The sequence below is a fragment of the Streptomyces sp. NPDC052396 genome, assembly GCF_044593195.1.
Classification (GTDB): Bacteria; Actinomycetota; Actinomycetes; order Streptomycetales; family Streptomycetaceae; genus Streptomyces.
On the sequence record NZ_JBIUAW010000007.1, the window covers coordinates 466598 to 487429 of the forward strand.

A 20832-nucleotide genomic window follows, 5' to 3' on the forward strand; every position below is an offset into this window, starting at 1 on the left:
GTTTCACCGTTCCCTCCGTCCATAGCGGCGTTCGAAGCGCTCCACGCGTCCGGCGGTGTCCAGGACCCGGCGGGTGCCGGTGTAGAAGGGGTGGCTGGCAGAGGAGATCTCCACGTCGATGACGGGGTAGGTGTTGCCGTCCTCCCACTCGACGGTCCGGTCACTGGTCGCGGTGGACCGGGTGAGGAAGGCGAAGCCCGCGGCGCGGTCACGGAAGACCACATGCCGGTATGCGGGGTGGATGCCGGGCTTCATCGCGGTCAGCGCTCCTCTCGGAAGTCGACGTGCCGGCCGGCGACCGGGTCGTACTTACGCAGCGTCAGGCGGTCCGGATTGTTGCGGCGGTTTTTGCGGGTCACATAGGTGTAGCCGGTTCCGGCAGTGGACCTGAGCTTGATGATCGGGCGCAGTTCGTTACGGGCCATGGGCCACACCCTACACGCAATTGGTTTTCATTTTCATCTTGGCTATGGTTGCTGCCACACACCGAGCTCACCGAGCCCAGCGAAGGGAACACCGTGTCAGCCCACTGCCAACTCACCGGGAGCAAGCCCGGCTTCGGCCACCGGATCTCGCACTCCCACCGGCGCACCAAGCGCCGCTTCGACCCCAATGTCCAGCACAAGCGCTACTGGCTGCCCTCCGAGGGGCGGTATGTGCGCCTCACCCTGAGTGCCAGGGCGGTCAAGACGGTGGACAAGATCGGCATCGAAGCCGCAGTGGCCCGCATCCGGGCCCGGGGGGAGCGGGTCTGATGGCCAGGAAGAGCAAGACCGTCAAGAACGAGCAGCGGCGGATGACCGTGGCCCGCTACGCCGTGCGCCGGGCCGCTCTCAAGGCCGTCGTGGCCCACTCGCGCACGCCGGACGGCCAACGCGCGGACGCACTGCGCGCGTTGTGCCGCCAGCCCCGGGACGCCAGCGCCACCCGGGTGCGCAACCGGGACGCCGTGGACGGCCGCCCGCGCGGCTGCTTCCGGGCCTTCGGCCTGTCCCGTATCCGGCTGCGCGAGCTGGCCCACGCCGGGGAACTGCCCGGCGTCCGTAGGCGCGGCCGGTAGCCGGCCGGCCACCCGCCGGTGTGCTCAGTGCTTCTTCTTCCCGTTCTGCCGGGCGAAGGCGGCCTGTGCCACCGGGTGGTTCTCCGCGAGAATCAGCGCATCACCCTTGGCCTGTGCCTGCTCCAACTTCGGCCGGAGCGCGGACTGTTCGGGGGCGTAGAGCACCTGAACGCGCCCGTCCCCGGAACCCCGCTTGCCCACCGGAGCGACGGCCACCTGCTGCCCCGAATCCTCGGTGACCCATAGATCGAAATCCGCCTGCTTGAAGAAACCGATCTCGGTGATGGGACTCGGATAGTGGTGGACCCCGCCGCCGGTGGGCAGTTCGGCGCTGTGGTCCTTACGCTCCAGGGGAACGCTCGCATTGCAGATGGAATCGGTCCAGCGGGCCACCCCGTCGGCGTCCGTGATGGGAGTGTCCAGCAGTTCACGGATACCGAGTTCCTCGACCGCATCGGGAAAAGCGGCGTAGAGGCGGCGGGCGTTCTGGCGCAGCAGGTCGACCCGCTGCGGGTCGGCACAGAATTGCGCGGACCACTCGATGCCGGCGAGGTTGCGGACCATGAACCACCCCTGTGCGTCCTTCAGCCACAGCCCGCCGCCATGGTGGTCCTCGATGGGCTCCGGGCCGTAGAAGGGGTCGTCCAGGGTGGCCATCAGCTCATGCAGGCGTTTCCGGGACTGCACATACTCGGGTGAGTCGGCGCGGGGCGGATGATCCTTGACCCGGATCGTCCAGGGCAGGTTCTCCGACTCGGTATGCGTTTGCGTGGCGTCTGTTCCCGTGCCGTTGTCCGAAGCCATTGTGCATCCCTGCCCTGTGGCGACTCGTCTGGATTTTCAGTCTCGGCCGGGCGCCGAGGGCAGTCAAACGGAGGCTTTTCACAGCCCCCGAACGGGGGACTCCGACCGAGGCGGAGGCTGTCCGGCATTGACGGAACCGGTCTGTTGAATACCCCGCGTCGCCCATCCACCGCTTCGGTCAACGTCATTACCCGGGCCGGGCGTCTACTTCGAGTGCTCCGAGGCCGCCTTGGCGCTGTCCGATGCGAGGAGCTGACGGGCCCGGGTGAGGGCGGAGTCCTGGTGCCGGTTCAGCTCTTCCTCGGTGAAGACCGGAGTGCGCAGGTGCGGCGGGATGCCGGTGCCGTCATAGGTTTTGCCGTACCGGTCGTGGTACTCCTCGTTCGGCAGTCCGACCAGCCATTTCTCCGGGTCGTTGGCCAGTACGCGGAACAGCACATCGGAGAAGACCCCCTGGGTGTTCTCGCCGATCCGGGTCACCTGAGGGGACCGGCCCATCAGTGCCTGGGTGAAGCTTTCCCCCGCGCTGACGGTGCTGCCGCCGGTGAGAAGGGCGACCGGCCCGGTCCAGCGGCGGGCGTTGGTCGCCGGGTGGACGGTGATCGGCTGGGGCCGGGTGAAGCGGCGTGGATCGGCGGGGTCGTTCCGGGCCACCTTGGTGTAGGCGAGGTAGGGGCGGTCGGTGAGGCGGGCGGCGATGCGCAGGCCGAGGGCGTCGGAACCGCCGCTGTTGAGGCGGTTGTCCACGACCAGGCCGCGCATGCCTGTTCCGGCCTGGCTGAAGAGGGCGTCCAGAGCCCGGTCGAGCTCGGCCTGCTCCGCTGCGTAACTGCCGTTGTCCACATACTCCCTGAAGGAGGTGATCCGCAGGTAGCCGATCTTGTCGGGGAGTTCACCGACCGTGATCCTGCCGTTGGCGAACTCCCGTCCGGGGCCGGTCAGCTGTCCGGCGATGACCGGTGTTGAACGATCCATCAGATAGGGACATGGCAACAGGGTTCCGGGACGCCACCCGTTGAAGACGGGATCTCCGTGGTACAGCAGGGCGATATGGGCGTCATTGAGCGGCCGGAGCATCTCGGTGAAGATCTGCTGGAGCTGCTGATCGCTGGTGTCCGGTGTGATGGCGGGCCGGTAACGGTCCCGTACGGCCTGCCAGTCGATGCCCTTGGCCGCGAAGAAGGGGTAGTTCTCGTTGAAGTTCGCCCAGAAGCGGTCGAAGATGGTGAGCGGGTCGTCCGGGGCCGGTCGTCGGCAGGGCTCGGGGAGTGCGGATATGCGGGTCAGATGGCGGGTGCTGACCGAGCCGTCCGGCTGGAGGTCCGCATGTCCACGGCCTTCCGGAGTGACGGTCAGCCAGGCCACCCCGTCGTTTCCAAAGCGGGTGGCGCCGCCGCGTTCCGGGCCGCCGAGCCGGCCGGCATGGGTCCGGCCGGGTAAGCAGCCGACGCGGGTGGTGTCATAGGCGGTGAGCCGGCCGTGGTGGATGGTCAGGACGGTGCCATAGCCGTTCATCCGCCATACGCCGTCCAGCCGCCCGCCCTCGTGCCGTTCCGCCGTGGCCGGCGAGGCCAGGCCGAGGGCGGCCGCCAGGCCACTCCGGCCGTCAGCCATCTGTGCCGGGTTTTCCGCGCACGGTCCATCGGTTCCTCCTTGATCATCGGTCCATGGGGCCCGGACAGTAGATCAAGGAGATCGGGAATTTTCCGGGTGACACTCGGATGGGTGCCGGAAACCCTGATCGCCGGGGCAATTCCGGCTGAAATCCGCCGTATTGGCTGGTGGGGATACCCTCAGCCCAGCGCATCCGTGAAGGCGATCGGCCTGGCCCGGGTCCGGTGATGGTCGAAGATCACGATCTCGTTGTGACCGCGGCGCAGCCAGGGCGCGGGGCAGTAGAGGCGGTGCTGCGGGCCGATCTCCCAGTAACGGCCGAGGTTGTGGCCGTTGACCCAGACGACCCCCTTGCTCCACTGGGACATGTCCACATAGGTGTCGCCGGTGCGCTTCAGGGTCACATCGCAGTGGAAGAAGAGTCCGGGGCGGTCGGGGTCGGTGATGCGGTGGCGCAGCGCGCGGATGTATTCCTCGTCCATAGGCAGCAGGAACACCTCCCAGCCGGTCAGCCGGCCGGACGGAGTTCCCGGGCCGGTGAGTGCGACCGACTCCAGAATGCCCTTGCGATCGGCCATCGCATGGCCGTAGTTGGTGCGGCCCATGCCTTCGACGAGTATGTCCAGTTGGCAGGATTCGGCGGCCGGTGCCGGGTGCAGGATGAGCGGTTCGTTGTTGTTGGTGACATTGAGCCGCCCGGCCAGCGGGAGCGGAATGTACTGGCGGGAAAAGCCGCCCTGATAGGCGCCGTTGACAAAGACGGTCGCGTAGTCGTGGACCCAGGCGATGTCCAGCGTGCCGCCGGTGAAGCCGGGAAGTGACTTGCGGTAGAGGATGAATCCGGAATTCTGGCCGTAGGTCTCCATGGGTCGTGGGTCCACCGTCCGGCTCCCTGGCAGGGGCGCGGGCAGGTTGTCCCAGAGGGAGGCGAAGGGTCTGGGCAGCAGCGCCGGGTCGTCGTGGCGGCTGATGGTGGGAATCGGGTCGGGCACCTTGGGCAGGGGAGCGGGCAGATAGCCCGCTATCAGGTCCCGGTAGGCGGTGTACCGGGCCGTGGCCGCGCCCTGCTCGGTGATGGGGGCGCAGTAGTCGTAGCTGGTGATGTCGGCCTGGTAACCGCCGGAGAGGTCATCGGCATTGGCCCCGGCGGAGAAGCCGAAGCTGGTTCCGCCGTGGATCATATAGAGGTTGAAGGACAGCCGGTTGTCCATGAAGCCGCGGAGCGTTGACGAGAGATCGGTGTCCTGGCCCTGGAAGGTGGCCTCTCCCCAGTGCGTGAGCCAGCCGGGATAGACCTCGCCCGCCATCACCGGTGAAGTGGGGAAGGCCGTGCGCGCGTTGGCGATCGAACCGGCGTCGCCGCCGCTGAGGCCGATCGCGCCGCCGGGCACATCGGTGTGGTTGATCTCCACCTGCCACAGCCCGTCCTCGGTGTAGAAAGGGCCCGGCACACCGCCGTCGACCCAGAGCCGCCGGAGCTCCTCCAGGTAGGCGCGGTCGTTTCCATAGGAGCCGTATTCGTTCTCGATCTGGACCATCAGCACGGGCCCGCCGTGGGTGACCATCAGCGGCCTGATCCGGGGGACCAGCTGCCGGTAGTAGCGGGTGACGGCGGCCATATAGCGCGGGTCGACGGCCGAGCCGACGCGCAGCCGGATATCCGGATCGCGCAGCAGATAGGGCGGGATGCCGCCCAGGTCCCATTCACCGCATACATAGGGACCCGGGCGCAGCAGCACCCACATGCCTTCCGTCTGGCAGAGCCGGATGAACGCCTCGATATCACGGCGGCCGGTGCGGAAGTCGAAGACGCCCGGCCGTTCCTCGATGTGGTTCCACATGATGTAGAGGGAGATGGTGTTCATGCCCATGGCCCTGGCCATCCGGATCCGGTGCCGCCAGTACTCCACCGGGATCCGGGCCGGGTGCATTTCGCCGCTGCGGATCTGGAACGGCTTGCCGTCCAGCAGGAACGCGCTGCCGTCCGAGGCGAAGCCGAATCGGTGCCTGCCCGGGGGGCGTTGGTCCCCGGCGGGTATGGCGAACGCCGGGTTTCCGGTGGCGAGTGCGGCCGCCGCCGGGGTCAATGCGCTGAGGGTGAGGAAACGGCGCCTGTCCATATCGACTCTCCTGGGAGGGCGAGGGAACCCGGCTGGTGCTCTCGCGCATCCTTGAGCCGTTACCGACGGAAGTCAACAGTGCTGACCGTTCAGGTCTGTTGGAGGTTGGTGAGTTGAACCCCTGCCCCCTCCGTCCGGTCAGCGTGGCGCCAGCCCGATGCGGCCGCCGCCCAGGTCGTAGAGCACATCGACCTTGGTGAAGGCGGGCAGCCCGGCCAGGATCAGCGGCTGCGGCTGGACGCCATAGCTGAGCAGCGGGGTGTTGAGCGCGTTGAGCGGATCGCCGAGGGCGCTCTTCTGCGGCATCCGGTACGACCACGTCCAGTTGGCTGATGGCACCGCCAATGACACCTGCCGGCCAAAGGTGTTGACGATATCGTCCTCGATCATCGCCCCCGGAGCCGGGCCGGAGCGCCGGGGGGCCTGCAGGGACAGGGTGGGGGTGCCGGTGTCGAACACCACCGGGGCGCAGGTGGTGCCCAGTACCGAGGCGACGGACAGACACCCCCGCAGCGGCGCCGGATCCCACAGGGTGACGGAGGTCGGTGACGCACCGGGTGCCGTCGCCATGGTCACCGAACGCCGCAGGCTCACCGTATGGAAGCGCTCCAGGGTCTTGCGGTCCGGATTGAGCAGCAGCCGGGGCTGACGCTGGTCGAAGTGGACGATATACGAGCCGTTCTTGCTGAGACCCGCCAGCGGATTGGTGCAGCAGCCGGGCCCGCTCTGCCTGCGGTCGGCCAGGCCGATGCCCAGGATGCCGTCGAAGACCCCGCCGAACTCCTCCGGCGCCCTGCCATGGGCGGCCTCGCAGTGCGGGGTGTCGGCGGTACAGCCCAGCGAGTCGACCAGCAGGATGTTCTCCTCCCAGGCACTGGCACGGCCCAGCCCCACCCTGGCCTGCGCCTCCCGCCCGCTGATCTTGAGGCCGCTGAGGAAGCTGGTGCTCGCGGTGGCACCGGTGGGGGTCGCATTGCCCTTGCCCACCGCCGAGGCCAGCACCTTCAGCCCGGTGGAGCCGGTGTCCACCAGCACATTGAGCTGCTGCGAGCCAATGCGGACGGTGGCCTGCAGCCGGGGCTCGCCCAGCTTGCCCCCCTCACTGCCGGCCGGCAGATAGGTCAGGGGCACCGTCAGCTGCGCACTGCCACCCGAGGGTGTGCTCGTTCCGCCACCGCCGCAGCCGGCCGGCAGCACCGCGGCCAGCAGGGCCCCGACGGCCATCCACCACCGCCATCGGCGACGGCGTACGGGCGGGCCAGGACGCGGCATGGGGCTCACGGAGGGCTCCGGGTCGGGAGACGGCTGCACTGTGCCGCCAGGATCCGGTGCCCACGGCCGGTGCGCCCGCCGGCCACGGCCATCCGGGTCCCGCTACCGGACCCGCGCCCCGCCTGGCCCAGCCGCACAGGCGGCACCGCGCGCCGCGCAGTAGGAAGGAAGGACAACGATCGCGCGACGGGAGGAGCGGCCGGCATGCGGGTCGTCGTCGACCTCAACCGCTGTCAGGGCTACGCCCAGTGCGCCTTCCTGGCCCCCCGGGTCTTCGAACTGCACGGCGAGGAAGCCCTGCTCTACACCCCGGCCGTCCCCGACGGCCAGCGGGAGCGGGTACTGCAGGCGGTGGCCGCCTGCCCGGTGCAGGCCATCATGGCGGGCGAACAGGCCGGCGCCGGTGAACTCTGAACCGAAGGACGGACGGATCGTCATCGTCGGCGCCTCACTGGCCGGGCTGCGCGCCGCGGAAACCCTGCGCGACAAGGGCTTCACCGGCTCGATCACCCTGGTGGGCGAGGAGCCCCAACTGCCCTATGACCGGCCGCCGCTGTCCAAGGCGGTACTCCTGGGCCGGGCGGGCGCCAAGGACTGCGGACTGCCGGGTCGCCGCCCACTGGACGCCCAATGGCGGCTCGGTGTCCGTGCCACCGGGCTCGACGGCGACGCCAAACGGGTCCTGCTCGCCGACGGCGGTCAACTGCCCTATGACCGGCTGCTGATCGCCACCGGAACCCGGGCCCGTCCCTGGCCCAACCCCCAGGAAGCCGCCCTGGAAGGCGTGTTGACGCTGCGCACCAGCGAGGATGCCGGGCGGCTGGCCGGACTGCTGGATGCCGGACCACAGCGGGTACTGGTGATCGGCGCCGGGTTCACCGGCTCGGAGATCGCCTCCGCCTGCCGGGAACGCGGGCTGGAGGTCACCGTCGTCGAACGCGGCCGGGCACCCCTGATCGGCGCCCTGGGCGGCACCGTCGGCACCTGGGCCACCCGGCTGCAACGCGCCCATGGTGTGGACCTGCGCTGCGGAGTGACGGTCACCGCCCTCCACGGCCGCGGCGGACGCCTCACCGGAGCCGAACTCTCCGACGGCAGCCGGGTCGACGCCGAGGTGGCGGTGGTCTGCCTGGGCGCGGTCCGCAACACCGAATGGCTGGCCGACTCCGGCCTGGCCGCCGGCCCTCGCGGGGTGGCCTGCGACGCGGGCTGCCGGGTGTTCAACATGTACGGCATCGTCACCGATGACATCTTCGTCGCCGGTGATGTGGCCCGCTTCCCGCACCCGCTCTTCGAGTACCAGCTGATCGCCCTGGAACACTGGGGCAACGCCATCGCCCAGGCCGAGGTGGCCGCCCACAACATGGTCAGCCCCGGGCCGCGCCGCCGCCCCCACCTGGCGGTGCCCTCCTTCTGGTCCAGCCAGTTCGGCCTCAACATCAAGTCGGTCGGGGTGCCCACCTTCTCCGACCGGGTGGTGCTGGCCCAGGGCGTACCCGAGGAACGCCGCCTGGTGGCGGTCTACGGCTACCGGGGCCGCATCACCGCCGCGGTCACCGTCAACCGCGCCAAATGGCTGGAGCACTACCGGCACCTGATCGAGACCGCCGCCCCCTTCCCACCCGGCCCCGGCGCCGCCGACCACCTCACCGACCAGGAGCCCGTCCCCTCCGACGTCCCGGACCCCAGGGTGCTCTCCCACGGCCCCACCGTCGCCCTCACCGGCCACCTGCCCGACCTGCGACTGACCCTGCTGAAGCCCGCCGGCTGACCCGCACCCCACCAGGAGCCCGCCGATGTCCACGGACACCCTCTTCCGGCGCATCAACGACTACGCCAGCCGCCCCGACCCCTACCCGCTCTACGCCGAGCTCCGGGAGAACGGCGTGGCACGCCAGGAGGACGGCTCCTATCTGATCGGCACCTACGACGAGATCACCGCACTGCTGCACGACCCCCGGATCAGCTCCGATGTCCGCCACCGGGACAACGCGGACGAACTGCTGGCGGGGGAGGAGGCGGCGACCCGGTCCTTCATCGCCCTGGACGACCCCGAACACGACCGGCTCCGCCGCCTGGCCATGCGGCAGTTCGGGCCGCCGCACACCCCCGGCCGGATCGACGCCCTGCGCCAGGAGATCACCGAGATCGCCGAGGACCTGGCCCGGCGACTGCCGGAGAAGGACCGCATCGACATCGTCGACGACTTCGCCTTCCCCCTGCCCGTCACCGTGATCTGCCGCCTGCTGGGCGTCCCGGAGGAAGACGTACCGCAGGTGCACACCTGGGCCGACACCGTTGTCGCCGGATTCGACTTCACCCCCGGCGAGGACTCCGGGGCACGTCGCCGCGCCGCGCTGGAGGCCCGCCAGGCCATGGGAATCTACCTGGGCGAACTCGCCCGGACCCGGCGGGAGAAGCCCACCGGGGACATGCTCTCCCAACTCGCCAACGATCAGGGACCGGACGGACGGCTCACCGACCAGGAGCTGATGACCTCCGCCACCCTGCTGCTGATCGCCGGACACGAGACCACCGTCAACCTGATCACCAACGGGGTGCTCACCCTGGGCCGTCAGCCCGAGGCACTGCAACGCCTGGGCGCGGAGCCCGCGTTGATGCCGAGCGCGGTGGAGGAACTGCTGCGCTATGAACCACCCGTTCAGTTCCTGCCCCAGCGCACCCCGCTGGCCGACATCGACGTGGGCGGCGTCACCATCCCCAAGGGCTCCCCGCTGATCCTGGTACTGGCCGCCGGCAGCCGCGACCCCCTGCGCTTCCCCGACCCCGACCGCTTCCTGCCCGACCGCGAGGACAACCAGCACCTGGGCTTCGGCAGCGGCGTCCACAGCTGCTTCGGCGCACCGCTGGCCCGGCTGGAGACCCAGATCGCGCTCACTGTCCTGCTGCGCCACCTGGGCTCCTGGCGGCTGCTCGCCGACCCGCCCGAGTACCGGCGCAGCCCGGTACTGCGCGGGCCGCGCCACCTTCCGGTCGAGCGGGCGACGCCGCGGTAGAAGACGTCAACGCGCCTTGAACGGACGCGGAGTCGGGGGAGCCGGGGGAGGGTGCGTGCCCGGGCAGGGTCTGGGATATGCCTGCATCATGAACATCCATGAGCGCCGGCCCGTGGTGCCGACGAGATACGGCCAGGTACGAGGCGTGCGGACGGAGCGCGGGGGGACGGCCTTCCGTGGAATCCCCTATGCGGCCTCTCCGGTGGGCGAGGCGCGCCTCGCCCCGCCCCGCCCGCACCCCGGCTGGGACGGCGTCCGGGACGCCGCCCGCCCCGGCCCGGCGGTGCCCCAGGGACCCTCGCGGCTGGAGGCGGTGATGGGCGCCCGCACCCCGGACTGGGACGAGGACGGCTGTCTCACCGTCAATATCTGGACGCCGCCCGGCGGTTCGGCCGCCCGTCCGGTGCTGCTGTGGTTCCACGGCGGCGGCTTCACCAGCGGCTGCGGCGGCTGGGACTGGTACGACGGCCAACGCCTCGCGGAACTCGGCGGCATCGTGGTGGTCACCGCCAACTACCGCCTGGGCCCGCTGGGTTATCTGTACCTGCCGGAGGTTGGCGCGGTGAACCTCGGCTGCCGGGACCAGGCCGCCGTGCTGCGCTGGGTGGGCGACAATATCGCGGCCTTCGGCGGCGACCCCCGGCAGGTCACGGTCGGCGGACAGTCCGCCGGCGCGTTCTCCGCGCTGGCCCTGGCGGTGGACCCGGCCACCGGCGGCCTGGTCCACCGGGTGCTCGCCCAGTCCGGCCCCTGGGGCATCGAGCCCCAGGACCCCGCCGACGCGGCCGCGACGGCCACCGCCTATCTGCGGGTGCTCGGCCTCGACCGGGAGACCGAGGCCGGCCGTGCGCTGCGGGCCCAGCCCATCGAGGACCTGCTGGCCGCCTACGCCCGGACGGCCGCCGAGCACGCCCCGGCCGGCGGTATCGCGCCGCCCATGCTGCCCGTGCTCGGCGGCCCCGGCATACCCCGCGGCCTGCGGCGCGCGGTGGCGGACGGTGCGCTGGCCGGCAAGGCGATCCTGCTGGGCAGCACCGATGACGAGATGACGGCTTTCGCCGCGCACCGCGCGGCGGACCGGGAGGCGGACCTGATGTTCCACGACGGTGTGGACGAGATCGCCGGACACTGCGCCGCCTCCGGCACTCCGGCCCATGTCTACCGCTTCACCCGCCGCCCATACCCGGACCCCGGTGGCCTGAGTGCCACCCACTGCGCGGACCTGCCCTTCGCCTTCGGAAACCTCGACGCCTATCCCGAGGCACCCATGCTCGGGCCCGTCACCACCGCCGACCGCGCGCTGGCCCGGGCCTTCGGCGGGGCCCTCGCCGCCTTCGCCGCCACCGGAACTCCTGAGGGCGAGGGCCTGACGCCCTGGCGTACACCGGTGATGCACTTCTGATTCGTTCGTACGTTCTATTTATGGCGTACGGTAGGGGCATGGTGCTCCAGCTTCAGGGTTCGCTCTTCGATACGGCGGATGACGTCGGACCGCTGCGTCCGCTGGACGAGGCGCGCCGCACCACGCTGGCCCATGGCGCCTGGATCGACCTGCTGCCCGGCTGGCTCGGCGGCTCTGATGCGCTGTTCGAGGCGCTGGCCGGGACGGTGCCCTGGCGCGCCGAGCGCCGGCAGATGTACGACAGCATGGTCCGGGTGCCCAGGCTGCTCGCCCACTACGGGGAGGACGACGAGCTGCCGCACCCGGTACTGGCGGCGGCCCGCGCCGCGCTCAGCGCGCACTACGCCGAAGAGCTGGGCGAACCCTTCGGCACCCTGGGCCTGTGCTTCTACCGCGACGGCCGGGACAGCGTGGCCTGGCACGGCGACCGCATCGGCCGGGGCGAGCGGGAGAACACTATGGTCGCCATCCTCTCCATCGGTGCGCCCCGGCCGCTGATGCTCCGCCCGCGCGGCGGCGGGACCGCCATCCGGCGGCCGGTGGGCCATGGCGACCTGATGGTCATGGGCGGCACCTGCCAGCGCACCTGGGACCACTGCGTGCCCAAGACCAGCAGGCCGGTGGGCCCCCGGATCAGCATCCAGTTCCGCCCGCGCGGCGTCGCCTGAGCGTCCGGCCCCGCCCTCGGTAGCCGCTGCCGGCGCAGCGCCTCCGGCCCGGCCTCACTGTGCCGGCGGGCCGGGTTCGCCAGGCGCCGCCCCCCACAGCAGGAGAACCCGGGTGGCCGCGTCGCTCTCCACGGTGGCGGTGACCTCGGCGAGCCCCGCGCAGCGGGCGGCGAAGACCGACCACAACTCGGAGCCGTACAGCGCTCGGTAGGGCAGTTCCCGGTCGAATCCCCGAGTTTCCACCGGCTCGCCCGCCATATGGGCCCGTTTCCCCTGGATTCCCTGGGACGCCCACTTCTATGACGCCCTCGATGGAATGGCCGCGAGCCCAACTTCCCTCCTCGGAAGGCCATTTCAGAGTGACGCATCGACAGTATCCGGCCCCAGGTGAATTGTCCGCCGACCGGAATGCGGCCCGGCTCTGGCCGGTTTCTGACGCCGTGCGAAGATTCCTCACCCGGTCCGGACGGACCGGTGGACCAAGGGGAGTTTTCTTTGAGACCAACAACAGTCAGATCCGCCATCGGCGTGGTGCTGTCCATCGCCGCGGCGGCCGTGGTGCTGCCCGCCTCCGCCGCCGATGCGGCCACCCGGCCCGCGACCGTGGACAAGGCGACGGCCGCCTCCTTCGGCCACGCCACCGACCTGGTGCTGGCCCGGCGTACCGCCGCCCTGCTGGACGGCGCGGCGGCCAAGCGGGCCGTGCCGTCGGCGGACCGGACCGTGCACCTGTCGGCCGGCGTCACCCGGACCGAGAACAGCGGGCTGTCCGCACTGCGGGCCCGCAAGCAGCGGCTCGCCGCGCTGGGCGAGGCGTACACGGCCGGTGACACCCGGGTCGCCGTGGACCAGGTCCAGGTCAAGGGCAAGAAGGCCACGGTGCGGGTCACCGAGACCACCACGCTGACCTACAAGAAGATCCACGGCGACGAGCCGGCCGGCACCGGCTTCAAGGCCCGTCACCAGGTGAGCTTCACCGCCACCGGTCACGGCAAGTGGGAGCTCACCGGGATCAAGTCCGCCGATGACGGCGCGGTGGCCGTCAATGCCCCGGCGGTGCCCAAGGTCCCGGCCCGGCAGAGCCTGGGCCCGACCCCCGCGGCCAAGCCGGCGGACACCTCCTGGCCCGACCGCCTCATACCCAAGCGGCAGACCCGCTCCGGGTACAACTACGCGGCCATGGCCGCCTACGCGGAGAAGTACTGGCGGAACTACAACCCCGCCTACCGGCAGTTCAACGAGGAAGGCGGTGACTGCACCAACTTCATCAGCCAGGCCCTCAAGGCCGGCGGCTGGAAGCCGGTGTCCGGCGCGGCCGCGGACTACCGCACGTGGTGGTACACCTCCTCCAGTCAGTCGCACTCCTGGGTCGGGGCCAATGAATGGTCCTGGTACGCGCAGAACTCCAAGCGCGTGACCATGCTGCCGAATGTCTTCCAGCTGGAGATCGGCGACATCCTGCAGATGGACTTCGACGGTGACGGGTCCAAGGACCACTCCATGATCACCACCTACAAGAGCAGGATGGGCATTCCCTACCTGACCTACCACTCCACCAACACCTACCGGAAGTCGCTGCTCAGCATCCTGGCGTCGTACCCGGACGCGGTCTACTACGCCTACCGCACCTGACCGCACCGCCCCGCCCCGGCCTCCGGGGCGGGGCCCCCTGTCAACTCGCCTGCGCGCCACAGGGATCCGCCCGAGACAGAACCTGGCTGCGGACGGGCCGAGCCGCCCTGTGATACTTGAGGCGGAATATGTGCTTTGGTGCCAGGGGGTACGAAGTTGTCGAAGAGGACCGTGCATAGTGCGGCTGCTCTGGCCGCCGTGGCCGCGCTGGCCCTCGGCCTGTCGGGCTGTGAGGGAAAGGACGGCGGCAAGCGGGCCGCCGCCTCGCCCGCCGGCGCACCCGCCAAGGAGCCCACCGCCCAGGCGAGTCCGTCACCCGAGGCCACCTGGGACGGCAAGGTCAAGGTGCTGGGCGACGGTTCCACCTCCTACACCGGGCCGCAGCCCCACCAGCCCAAGCCGGAAAAGCTCAAGCCCGGGCAGAAGCCACCGCAGTTCGTGGTCTTCTCCTGGGACGGCGCGCTGGAAGGCGATGACCACCAGTTCTCGCGCTTCCGTGAGGTCGCCAAGCAGAACAACGCCACCATGACGTTCTTCCTCACCGGCATGTATCTGCTGCCCAAGTCCAAGGCGGCGATGTACAAGCCGCCGCAGCACAAACCAGGTGAATCCGCCATTTCCTATGCCACGGACCAGCACATCAGGGACACCCTGGAGCAGCTCCGTGCCGCCTGGCAGGACGGCGATGAGATAGGCACCCACTTCAACGGCCACTTCTGCGGGCGCAAGGGCGGCGGCGACTGGAGCCCGGCGGAGTGGAAGAGCGAGATACAGCAGGCGTATTCGTTTGTCGAGCACTGGAAGACCAACACCGGCTACCAGGACCTGCCGCCTCTGCCCTTCGACTACCAGAAGGAACTGACCGGTGGGCGGGCGCCCTGTCTGGAAGGCCAGAAGAACCTGCTGACCGCCGCGAAGTCCTTCGGCTGGCGCTATGACGCCAGTTCGCCCGGTGACTTCCAGATCTGGCCGTCGAAGATCGACGGGATCTGGAACTTCCCGCTGCAGCTGCTGCCTTATCCGCAGAGCGAGAAGCAGGTCCTGTCCATGGACTTCAACTTCCTCTACAACCAGTCCGGTGACAACACCAAGGGTGATCCCGCGAAGTACGAGCAGTGGCGCAGACTCACCAGGGACGGGTATCTCAACGGATTTGAGCGCGTCTACAACGGCAGCCGGGCACCGCTGTTCGTGGGCAACCACTTCGAGGACTGGAACGGCGGCATATATATGTCGGCCGTCGAGGACGTGGTGAAGTCGGTGTGCAAGCGCGACGGTGTGCGCTGTGTGTCCTTCAAGCAGCTCGCCGACTGGCTGGACGCCCAGGACCCCAAGGTGCTGGAGCGGCTGCGCAAGCTGGACCCGGCGCAGTCCCCGGACTGGGCGAAGCTGGTGAAGTAGCCGGGCCGGCGCCGGGCACAACGGCCCGGCGCCCTGGGCCCGTTAGCGCCCGGTCATGTACCGGGTCCAGATGTCCAGCGGAAGTCCGCTGCCCGGCTGCTTCCTGGACGCGCCGCCCAGGCCGTCGAGCGGCTGCAGCTCCTGGCTCCTGGGGTCGATACGGGCCAGCGAGACGGCCGTGGAGAGCCGGTCGCGGTAACCGACGAACCAGGCCGAGGTGTTGTCCTGGGCGGTGCCCGTCTTGCCGGCGCTCCCCGGCCCGGCCGCCCGGGCCGCGGTCGCCGTGCCCCGCCGGACGGCCTCGTGCAGGGCGTCGTCCACGGCACCCGCCACCGAGCGGGGCAGCACCTGCCTGGCCGCCGGCTTCTCCACCGGGACATCGGCGCCATTGCGGATGAGCCGGCTGACCGAGTACGGATCGCTGTGCCGTCCCCCGGCCGCGAAGGTGGCATAGGCGTCGGCCATGCGGATGGCGCTGGGGGTGGCCGTGCCCAGGGAGAAGGACGGCAGCTTGTCGCCGAGGCTGTCCTCCAGCAGCCCGGTCCGCACGCCCATCTCGCCGGCCTTGTCCAGGCCCACATCCATGCCCAGTTGCATCATGGCGGTGTTGACGGACTTGGCCACCGCGTCCTTCAGCGTGACCTTGCCCCAGGACTTCCCGCCGTCATTGGACGCCTTGACGATCTTCCCCGAGCGGTCCCAGTACGGCCCCTCCGGGGTGAGCAGGCTGATCCGGTCGTCGCCGTTGTAGAGCGTGCCGGGGGTCACCGGCGTCCTGGGCTTGTCGCGTTCGCGCTGGACGCCCTCGTGCAGGGCGGCGGCGTAGACGAAGGGCGTGAAGGCACTGCCGGCCGGCACCACCGAGGAGTTGGCGTCGTTGAACCCCTGCTCCAGATAGTCCGGCCCGCCGTAAAGGGCCACGATGCGACCGTCGGTGGTCACCGAGGCGGCGCCGATGCGTACGTTCCGGTCGGCCGCGCGCCGCTCGGGTGCCAGCTTGGCCCGTACCGAGGTCACCGCCTTGGTCAGGGCCTGGGTCCGCCGCCGGTCGAAGGTGGTGCGGATCTGGTAGCCGCCCCGGTCGAAGTCCTTGGGCGAGACATCGGAGTGCGCGCTGACATAGGCGCGGGCCGTCTCCACCAGATAGCCGGTCTGGCCGGTGAGCCCGGCGGGCCTGGGCGGAGCCTTGGGCTCCGGGAAGCTGGTGTAGCGGGCCCGCTCCTCCTTGGAGAGCCTGCCGCCGGCCACCATCCGGTCCAGCACCCACTTCCAGCGCTCCACCGCGCGCTCATGGTTCCTGGGCCCCAGCGCCGGGTCGTACATGGCCGCGCCCTTGAGCAGCGCGGCGAGAAAGGCGCCCTCGCTGGCATTGAGCTGGGAGACGTCCTTGCCGTAGTAGGCGTGGGCGGCGCGCTGGATGCCATAGGTGCCCCGGCCGTACCAGCTGGTGTTGAGATAGCGCTCCAGGATCTCGTCCTTGCTGAGCTTGTTGTCCAGCTTGATGGCGATGAACATCTCGTTGAGCTTGCGGGAGATGGTCTGCTGCTGGTTCAGATAGGCGTTCTTCACATACTGCTGGGTGATGGTGGAGCCGCCCTGGGTGCTGCCGCCGGTGATCATTTTGCCGATGGCCCGGACCATGCCACTGGGGGAGACACCGCTGTCGGAGTAGAAGGTCTCGTTCTCCGCGGCCAGCGCGGCCCAGCGGACCTGCTCCGGCACCTTGTCGAGCGGGGTGTCCTGCCGGTTGACCTCGCCGGTGCGGGCCATCTCGGTGCCGTCGGCCCAGTAGTAGACGTTGTCCTGCTGGGTGGCGAAGGAGTTGAGGTCGGCGGGTATCCCGGTGCGTATGTACATCACCACCAGAATCCCGGTGATGACCGTGACGCAGCAGCCGAAGAGGCCCAGCGTCTGGCGCCAGGACGGCACCCATCGGGCCAAGCCCGACCGCCCCGGGCGCGGATAGGCAGGACGCAGCGAGATTTTCCGGGCAGCTGCCCCTTTTCGACGTTCGATCACTGCTCGACCCTATGGGATGCGCTCCGGTGGGTATTGCCCTGCTCTGTGCTCCGGGCTCCGAGCTCTGGCCCTGTGCGCCGTCGCCGGGCCGGCCCGCCCGGGCGGATGATGGTAGGGAGGGGCCCGCCACGGGCCCCGGCGCTGCCTGCGCGGTGAGTGGGGCGAGGGCACATGGGCGGTTCCATCTCGCTGGGGAAGCTCTTCGGCATACCGCTGCGCATCCACTGGAGTGCGCCCGTACTGATCCTCTTCCTGGGCACCGGCCTCGCCCGGGGAACGCTGCCCGCCTCGGTACCGGGGCGGTCCGCCGTGGTCTACGGCACCGCCGGGACAGCCGGGGCGGTGCTGCTGACGGCCAGTCTGCTGCTGCACGAGGCCGCGCACGCGCTCACCGCCCGCCGGTCCGGGATCCCCGTCCTGGACATCACCGTCTGGGGGCTGGGCGGGGTGACCCGGCTGGGCCAGGCCGCCTCCCCGCGCACCCAGTTCCTGGTCGCCGTGGCTGGACCGCTGACCAGCCTGGTGGTGGGCGGCCTGGGCATCGCCGCCGGCTTCGCCACCGGTCACCTGCTGCACTGGACGGTGGCCGCCGTGGTGCTGCTCTGGGCCGGCGGGGCCAATGTCCTGCTGGCGCTGTTCAACCTGCTGCCGGCCGCCCCGCTGGACGGCGGGCGGGTCCTGCAGTCACTGATCTGGTGGCGCGGTGGGGACCGCTCCCGCGCCCAGCGCGTGGCCGGCCGCTGTGGGCAGGGCGCCGGGCTGCTGATGATCCTCGCCGGCTGGTACCAGACCGTCCATGGCATGGGCTCGGGCCTATGGCTGATGCTTGTCGGCGGCTTCCTCGCCGTCTCCGCCACGGCGGAGATGCGCCAGGCCGAGGTGCTGGCGGCACTGGCCGGAGTGCGGGTATCGGAGGCGATGACCGCACCACCGCTCACGGCACCCGACTGGCACTCGGTGGCGGACTTCCTGGACACCGTGGCGGCCCGCACCCGGGAGCCCGTCATCGCCCTGCTCGACTTCCAGGGCCGCCCCAGCGGGCTCGTCGAACGGCACCGGCTGCTGATGCTCCCGGCCGCGCGCCGGGCCTCGGTACGCGTCCGCGAACTGGCCGTACCACTGGACCAGTGCGCCGTCGCCGCGCCGGACGACCTGCTGGTGGACGTCCTGGGACGCACCGCCCCGGCGGCCCGGCTGCTGATCCTGGTCCTGGACGAGGACGGCCGGCTGGCCGGCACGGTCACGGCCGAGGACATCCTGCGGGTCGCGCGCCGGCGGCTGCCGCGGGTGTGAGCCGGTGTTCCGGAGCCGGTCGGCTCCCGGCGCGGGGCAAGCCGGGGGAGTTACGGGCCCGGTCGCGCACCTACCGCGGACCGGCTCTCCTCAGTCCCGCGCTCACCGCCCGCCCGGTCCGCGTCACAGCACAGGCCAGCTGCCGCAAGTCCTCCGCCGGGTCCACTGCCGCGAACAGGGAGCCGTTGGATGCCCGGAAGGAGGTGACCTTCGGTTGGACAGCGATGTGCGTGCCCTTGAGCGGCTCACGGGCTTCCCCGGCACGGATACCAGCGCCCCCGGGTTTCGGCCCGGGGGCGGCAATGCCGGATCAGTCCGCGGCCGGGCCGCCCGGCTGGATATTCGCGGACCACTTCTCCTCGATGCGGGCGACCTTCCAGGTCACCAGCGCGACGACCCAGGTGGCGAAGAACAGCCCGACGATGACAAAGCCGACGACATTGAGGTCGAGCCCGCCGATCCAGTCCCAGAACGCGCCATGGAGGTCGAACTTGTCGGCCAGCAGGCCCAGCAGCTCGACGGTGCCGATGATCAGCGCGACGGCCACCGACAGAGCGGTGATGGTGAGGTTGTAGTAGACCTTGCGCACCGGCTTGGAGAAGGCCCAGCCATAGGCGAAGTTCATAAAGGACCCGTCGATGGTGTCCAGCAGCGACATGCCGGCCGCGAACAGGACGGGCAGGCAGAGGATCGCGTACCAGGGCAGTCCGGAGGCGGCACCGGAGCCGGCCAGGACCAGCAGGGCGACCTCGGTGGCGGTGTCGAAGCCCAGGCCGAACAGCAGACCCAGCGGGTACATCTGCCATGGCTTGGTGATCGACTTCATCACCCGGCCCAGCAACCGGTTCATCAGCCCGCGGTTGTTGAGCTGCTCCTCCAGCGCGTCCTCGTCGAAGTGACCGGCCCGCATCTGCCGGAAGACCTTCCAGATCCCGGACAGCACCACCAGGTTGAAGATCGCGATCAGGTAGAGGAAGGCGCCGGAGACGGTGGTGCCGATCCAGCCGGTGATCTGGTGGAGCTGGGAGTTGTCGTCCTGGACGGGTCCGGCCAGCGCCTTGATGCCCAGCGAGAGCAGCAGCGACAGCGCGAAGACGACGCTGGAGTGGCCGAGGGAGAACCAGAAGCCCACCGACAGCGGACGCTTGCCCTCGTGCATCAGCTTGCGGGTGGTGTTATCGATCGCCGCGATGTGGTCGGCGTCGAAGGCATGCCGCATGCCGAGTGTATAGGCGGTGACACCGATGCCGATGCCGAAGGACTTGGTGCCCAGGCTGTAGTGGTGCGGTGCCACGATCGCCACCAGGGTGAACCAGCCCACGATGTGCAGGGCCAGAATGAAGGCGGCCATTCCGCCCATACGGCGCCACTCGGCACCGGTCATCGCTCCCGATATTCGCCGCCAACCGGAGGGACGTATGTCCTGGCTGGCGGTGACAGTGGCGACCATCGAGGCCCCTTCCTGCGTGCATAAACGACGGCACACCGTAGGCGCGGGGATTTCGTAGTTGCAAGTCAGACGCAGCTGCGGGCGGATGTGAGCCGGGGCGGACGGCGCACCGGACAGCTCGCGCGCTGGGCGCTGGGTGGCGGCCGGCCCGCACCTGGGTCCCGGACCTGCCGCCCCCTCGGCAGCCGGGCCCGCACGGAGGATCATCGGTGTCGACCGGCACCGACTCCCGGCAAAGGAACGCGGTATGACGCTCACCCCGCCCCAGGGCTACGCCTACGACAACGACAGCGCACACGCCGGCGAGCAGCACTGCTGCCTGGCCGCCGCCTATGACGACTTCACCGTCCGCCGCCTGTCCCGGATCCTCACGGGGCCCGGCGGGCGCTGCCTGGAAGTGGGCGCCGGAGCCGGCAGCGTCGCCCGCTGGCTGGCCGGGCGGGTGGCCCCCACCGGCTCGGTCCTGGCCACCGACATCAAGCCGCACCATGTGCCGGCCGTCCCGGGCCTGGAGATCCTGACCCACGACATCACCGCCGACCCCCTGCCCGAGAACTCCTTCGACCTGATCCACGCACGCCTGGTGCTGCTGCACCTCCCCGAGCGCACCCAGGTGCTCCAGCGCCTGGTGACCGCGCTCAGGCCCGGCGGCTGGCTCCAGCTCGACGAGTTCGACGAGACCACCTACGGCCCGCTGATCCCCATGGGCGAGTCCTCCACCGAAGCCCAGGCCGCCTACCGCACCTACCTGGAGGCCAAACTGGCACTTCTGACCTCCGCCGGAGTCGACCTGGACTGGGGCCGTCGCCTGCCCACCGCCATGTCCCGGGCCGGACTTGTCGACATCGACGCGGAACCCCACGTCCAGCAGTGGCGGGCCCACTCTCCCGGAACCGCCCTGCAGATCCACAACATCCGCCACCTGCGCGAGCGGTTCCTGCGGACCGGCATCACCGACCAGCAGCTCGCCGCGGCCCGCCAGGCCATGTGCCACCCCGACTTCCTGGCCGCCTCCTGCCTGATGTACTCGGTCCAGGGCCGGCGGCCCTGACCCACCGCAGAGGCTTGTCGCCCCCGCGC

General features: G+C 70.1%; 20 protein-coding genes. 11 read left to right on the forward strand and 9 right to left on the reverse strand.

What is annotated here, in order from left to right:
• Positions 1 to 3: 3 nt before the first annotated feature.
• Together ACIHFE_RS21240 and rpmG are read right to left on the reverse strand one after the other, a co-directional pair.
• A complete protein-coding gene (locus ACIHFE_RS21240; RefSeq protein ID WP_400108739.1) occupies positions 4 to 255 on the reverse strand; it encodes a type B 50S ribosomal protein L31 in 252 nt (83 codons plus the stop codon).
• A gap of 5 nt (positions 256 to 260) precedes the next feature.
• Positions 261 to 425, reverse strand: coding sequence for a 50S ribosomal protein L33 (gene rpmG, locus ACIHFE_RS21245; RefSeq protein WP_014150502.1), 165 nt, complete (start codon positions 423 to 425; stop codon positions 261 to 263).
• Positions 426 to 518: 93 nt separating this feature from the next.
• Here rpmG and rpmB point away from each other — a divergent pair, with 93 nt between their 5' ends.
• Both rpmB and rpsN read left to right on the forward strand, forming a co-directional pair.
• Positions 519 to 755: a 50S ribosomal protein L28 gene (gene rpmB, locus ACIHFE_RS21250; protein ID WP_400108790.1), complete on the forward strand. Its 237-nt coding sequence runs from the start codon at positions 519 to 521 to the stop codon at positions 753 to 755.
• Entirely contained in the window at positions 755 to 1060 is a 306-nt protein-coding gene (gene rpsN, locus ACIHFE_RS21255; RefSeq protein ID WP_400108740.1) for a 30S ribosomal protein S14, read from the forward strand. The genes rpmB and rpsN overlap by 1 nt, the downstream gene beginning before the upstream one ends.
• A gap of 24 nt (positions 1061 to 1084) precedes the next feature.
• Here the strand turns inward: rpsN and ACIHFE_RS21260 are convergent, their stop codons facing one another.
• The 4 genes from ACIHFE_RS21260 to ACIHFE_RS21275 form a co-directional block, all read right to left on the reverse strand.
• Positions 1085 to 1864 (reverse strand): DUF6424 family protein, encoded by a 780-nt coding sequence (locus ACIHFE_RS21260; protein ID WP_400108741.1) that lies wholly within the window; start codon positions 1862 to 1864, stop codon positions 1085 to 1087.
• A 204-nt stretch (positions 1865 to 2068) separates the two neighbouring features.
• On the reverse strand, positions 2069 to 3478 hold the full coding sequence (locus ACIHFE_RS21265) for a S41 family peptidase (protein WP_400108742.1): 1410 nt from the start codon (positions 3476 to 3478) through the stop codon (positions 2069 to 2071).
• A gap of 179 nt (positions 3479 to 3657) precedes the next feature.
• On the reverse strand, positions 3658 to 5598 hold the full coding sequence (locus ACIHFE_RS21270) for a beta-galactosidase (protein ID WP_400108743.1): 1941 nt from the start codon (positions 5596 to 5598) through the stop codon (positions 3658 to 3660).
• A gap of 138 nt (positions 5599 to 5736) precedes the next feature.
• Positions 5737 to 6822: a DUF3443 family protein gene (locus tag ACIHFE_RS21275; protein WP_400108744.1), complete on the reverse strand. Its 1086-nt coding sequence runs from the start codon at positions 6820 to 6822 to the stop codon at positions 5737 to 5739.
• A gap of 252 nt (positions 6823 to 7074) precedes the next feature.
• On the opposite strand from ACIHFE_RS21275, the gene ACIHFE_RS21280 reads away from it, so the two are divergent.
• The 5 genes from ACIHFE_RS21280 (at position 7075) to ACIHFE_RS21300 (ending at position 11957) form a co-directional block, all read left to right on the forward strand.
• Positions 7075 to 7284, forward strand: a complete 210-nt coding sequence (locus tag ACIHFE_RS21280; protein WP_400108745.1) for a ferredoxin — start codon at positions 7075 to 7077, stop codon at positions 7282 to 7284.
• Complete coding sequence (locus tag ACIHFE_RS21285) at positions 7274 to 8641, forward strand: NAD(P)/FAD-dependent oxidoreductase (RefSeq protein ID WP_400108746.1); 1368 nt, start codon at positions 7274 to 7276, stop codon at positions 8639 to 8641. The genes ACIHFE_RS21280 and ACIHFE_RS21285 overlap by 11 nt, the downstream gene beginning before the upstream one ends.
• 25 nt (positions 8642 to 8666) lie before the next feature.
• A complete protein-coding gene (locus ACIHFE_RS21290; RefSeq protein WP_400108747.1) occupies positions 8667 to 9887 on the forward strand; it encodes a cytochrome P450 in 1221 nt (406 codons plus the stop codon).
• 88 nt (positions 9888 to 9975) lie between these two features.
• On the forward strand, positions 9976 to 11289 hold the full coding sequence (locus ACIHFE_RS21295; RefSeq protein WP_400108748.1) for a carboxylesterase family protein: 1314 nt from the start codon (positions 9976 to 9978) through the stop codon (positions 11287 to 11289).
• A gap of 38 nt (positions 11290 to 11327) precedes the next feature.
• Positions 11328 to 11957, forward strand: coding sequence for an alpha-ketoglutarate-dependent dioxygenase AlkB (locus ACIHFE_RS21300; RefSeq protein ID WP_400108749.1), 630 nt, complete (start codon positions 11328 to 11330; stop codon positions 11955 to 11957).
• A gap of 54 nt (positions 11958 to 12011) precedes the next feature.
• On the opposite strand, the gene ACIHFE_RS21305 is transcribed toward ACIHFE_RS21300, so the two are convergent.
• Entirely contained in the window at positions 12012 to 12200 is a 189-nt protein-coding gene (locus ACIHFE_RS21305; protein WP_400108750.1) for a hypothetical protein, read from the reverse strand.
• A 252-nt stretch (positions 12201 to 12452) separates the two neighbouring features.
• On the opposite strand from ACIHFE_RS21305, the gene ACIHFE_RS21310 reads away from it, so the two are divergent.
• Positions 12453 to 13589 (forward strand): amidase domain-containing protein, encoded by a 1137-nt coding sequence (locus ACIHFE_RS21310; protein ID WP_400108751.1) that lies wholly within the window; start codon positions 12453 to 12455, stop codon positions 13587 to 13589.
• A 171-nt stretch (positions 13590 to 13760) separates the two neighbouring features.
• Positions 13761 to 14990 (forward strand): hypothetical protein, encoded by a 1230-nt coding sequence (locus tag ACIHFE_RS21315; protein ID WP_400108752.1) that lies wholly within the window; start codon positions 13761 to 13763, stop codon positions 14988 to 14990.
• A gap of 42 nt (positions 14991 to 15032) precedes the next feature.
• Here the strand turns inward: ACIHFE_RS21315 and ACIHFE_RS21320 are convergent, their stop codons facing one another.
• On the reverse strand, positions 15033 to 16931 hold the full coding sequence (locus ACIHFE_RS21320) for a transglycosylase domain-containing protein (RefSeq protein WP_400108753.1): 1899 nt from the start codon (positions 16929 to 16931) through the stop codon (positions 15033 to 15035).
• A gap of 249 nt (positions 16932 to 17180) precedes the next feature.
• Between ACIHFE_RS21320 and ACIHFE_RS21325 the strand changes: the two genes are divergently transcribed.
• Positions 17181 to 18302, forward strand: coding sequence for a site-2 protease family protein (locus tag ACIHFE_RS21325; protein ID WP_400108754.1), 1122 nt, complete (start codon positions 17181 to 17183; stop codon positions 18300 to 18302).
• Positions 18303 to 18612: 310 nt separating this feature from the next.
• Here ACIHFE_RS21325 and ACIHFE_RS21330 read toward each other — a convergent pair whose 3' ends face one another.
• On the reverse strand, positions 18613 to 19686 hold the full coding sequence (locus ACIHFE_RS21330) for a HoxN/HupN/NixA family nickel/cobalt transporter (protein ID WP_400108791.1): 1074 nt from the start codon (positions 19684 to 19686) through the stop codon (positions 18613 to 18615).
• Between the two features lie 313 nt (positions 19687 to 19999).
• Between ACIHFE_RS21330 and ACIHFE_RS21335 the strand changes: the two genes are divergently transcribed.
• Complete coding sequence (locus tag ACIHFE_RS21335) at positions 20000 to 20803, forward strand: class I SAM-dependent methyltransferase (protein ID WP_400108755.1); 804 nt, start codon at positions 20000 to 20002, stop codon at positions 20801 to 20803.
• The last annotated feature ends 29 nt before the right edge of the window (positions 20804 to 20832 follow it).

Bases quoted from the DNA above. Each gene is read 5' to 3' on its own strand.
- ACIHFE_RS21240 (WP_400108739.1), bottom strand. From the start codon at position 255: ATGAAGCCCGGCATCCACCCCGCATACCGGCATGTGGTCTTCCGTGAC.
- rpmG (WP_014150502.1), bottom strand. From the start codon at position 425: ATGGCCCGTAACGAACTGCGCCCGATCATCAAGCTCAGGTCCACTGCC.
- rpsN (WP_400108740.1), top strand. From the start codon at position 755: ATGGCCAGGAAGAGCAAGACCGTCAAGAACGAGCAGCGGCGGATGACC.
- ACIHFE_RS21260 (WP_400108741.1), bottom strand. From the start codon at position 1,864: ATGGCTTCGGACAACGGCACGGGAACAGACGCCACGCAAACGCATACC.
- ACIHFE_RS21265 (WP_400108742.1), bottom strand. From the start codon at position 3,478: ATGGCTGACGGCCGGAGTGGCCTGGCGGCCGCCCTCGGCCTGGCCTCG.
- ACIHFE_RS21270 (WP_400108743.1), bottom strand. From the start codon at position 5,598: ATGGACAGGCGCCGTTTCCTCACCCTCAGCGCATTGACCCCGGCGGCG.
- ACIHFE_RS21275 (WP_400108744.1), bottom strand. From the start codon at position 6,822: ATGGCCGTCGGGGCCCTGCTGGCCGCGGTGCTGCCGGCCGGCTGCGGC.
- ACIHFE_RS21280 (WP_400108745.1), top strand. From the start codon at position 7,075: ATGCGGGTCGTCGTCGACCTCAACCGCTGTCAGGGCTACGCCCAGTGC.
- ACIHFE_RS21290 (WP_400108747.1), top strand. From the start codon at position 8,667: ATGTCCACGGACACCCTCTTCCGGCGCATCAACGACTACGCCAGCCGC.
- ACIHFE_RS21295 (WP_400108748.1), top strand. From the start codon at position 9,976: ATGAACATCCATGAGCGCCGGCCCGTGGTGCCGACGAGATACGGCCAG.
- ACIHFE_RS21300 (WP_400108749.1), top strand. From the start codon at position 11,328: ATGGTGCTCCAGCTTCAGGGTTCGCTCTTCGATACGGCGGATGACGTC.
- ACIHFE_RS21325 (WP_400108754.1), top strand. From the start codon at position 17,181: ATGGGCGGTTCCATCTCGCTGGGGAAGCTCTTCGGCATACCGCTGCGC.
- ACIHFE_RS21330 (WP_400108791.1), bottom strand. From the start codon at position 19,686: ATGACCGGTGCCGAGTGGCGCCGTATGGGCGGAATGGCCGCCTTCATT.
- ACIHFE_RS21335 (WP_400108755.1), top strand. From the start codon at position 20,000: ATGACGCTCACCCCGCCCCAGGGCTACGCCTACGACAACGACAGCGCA.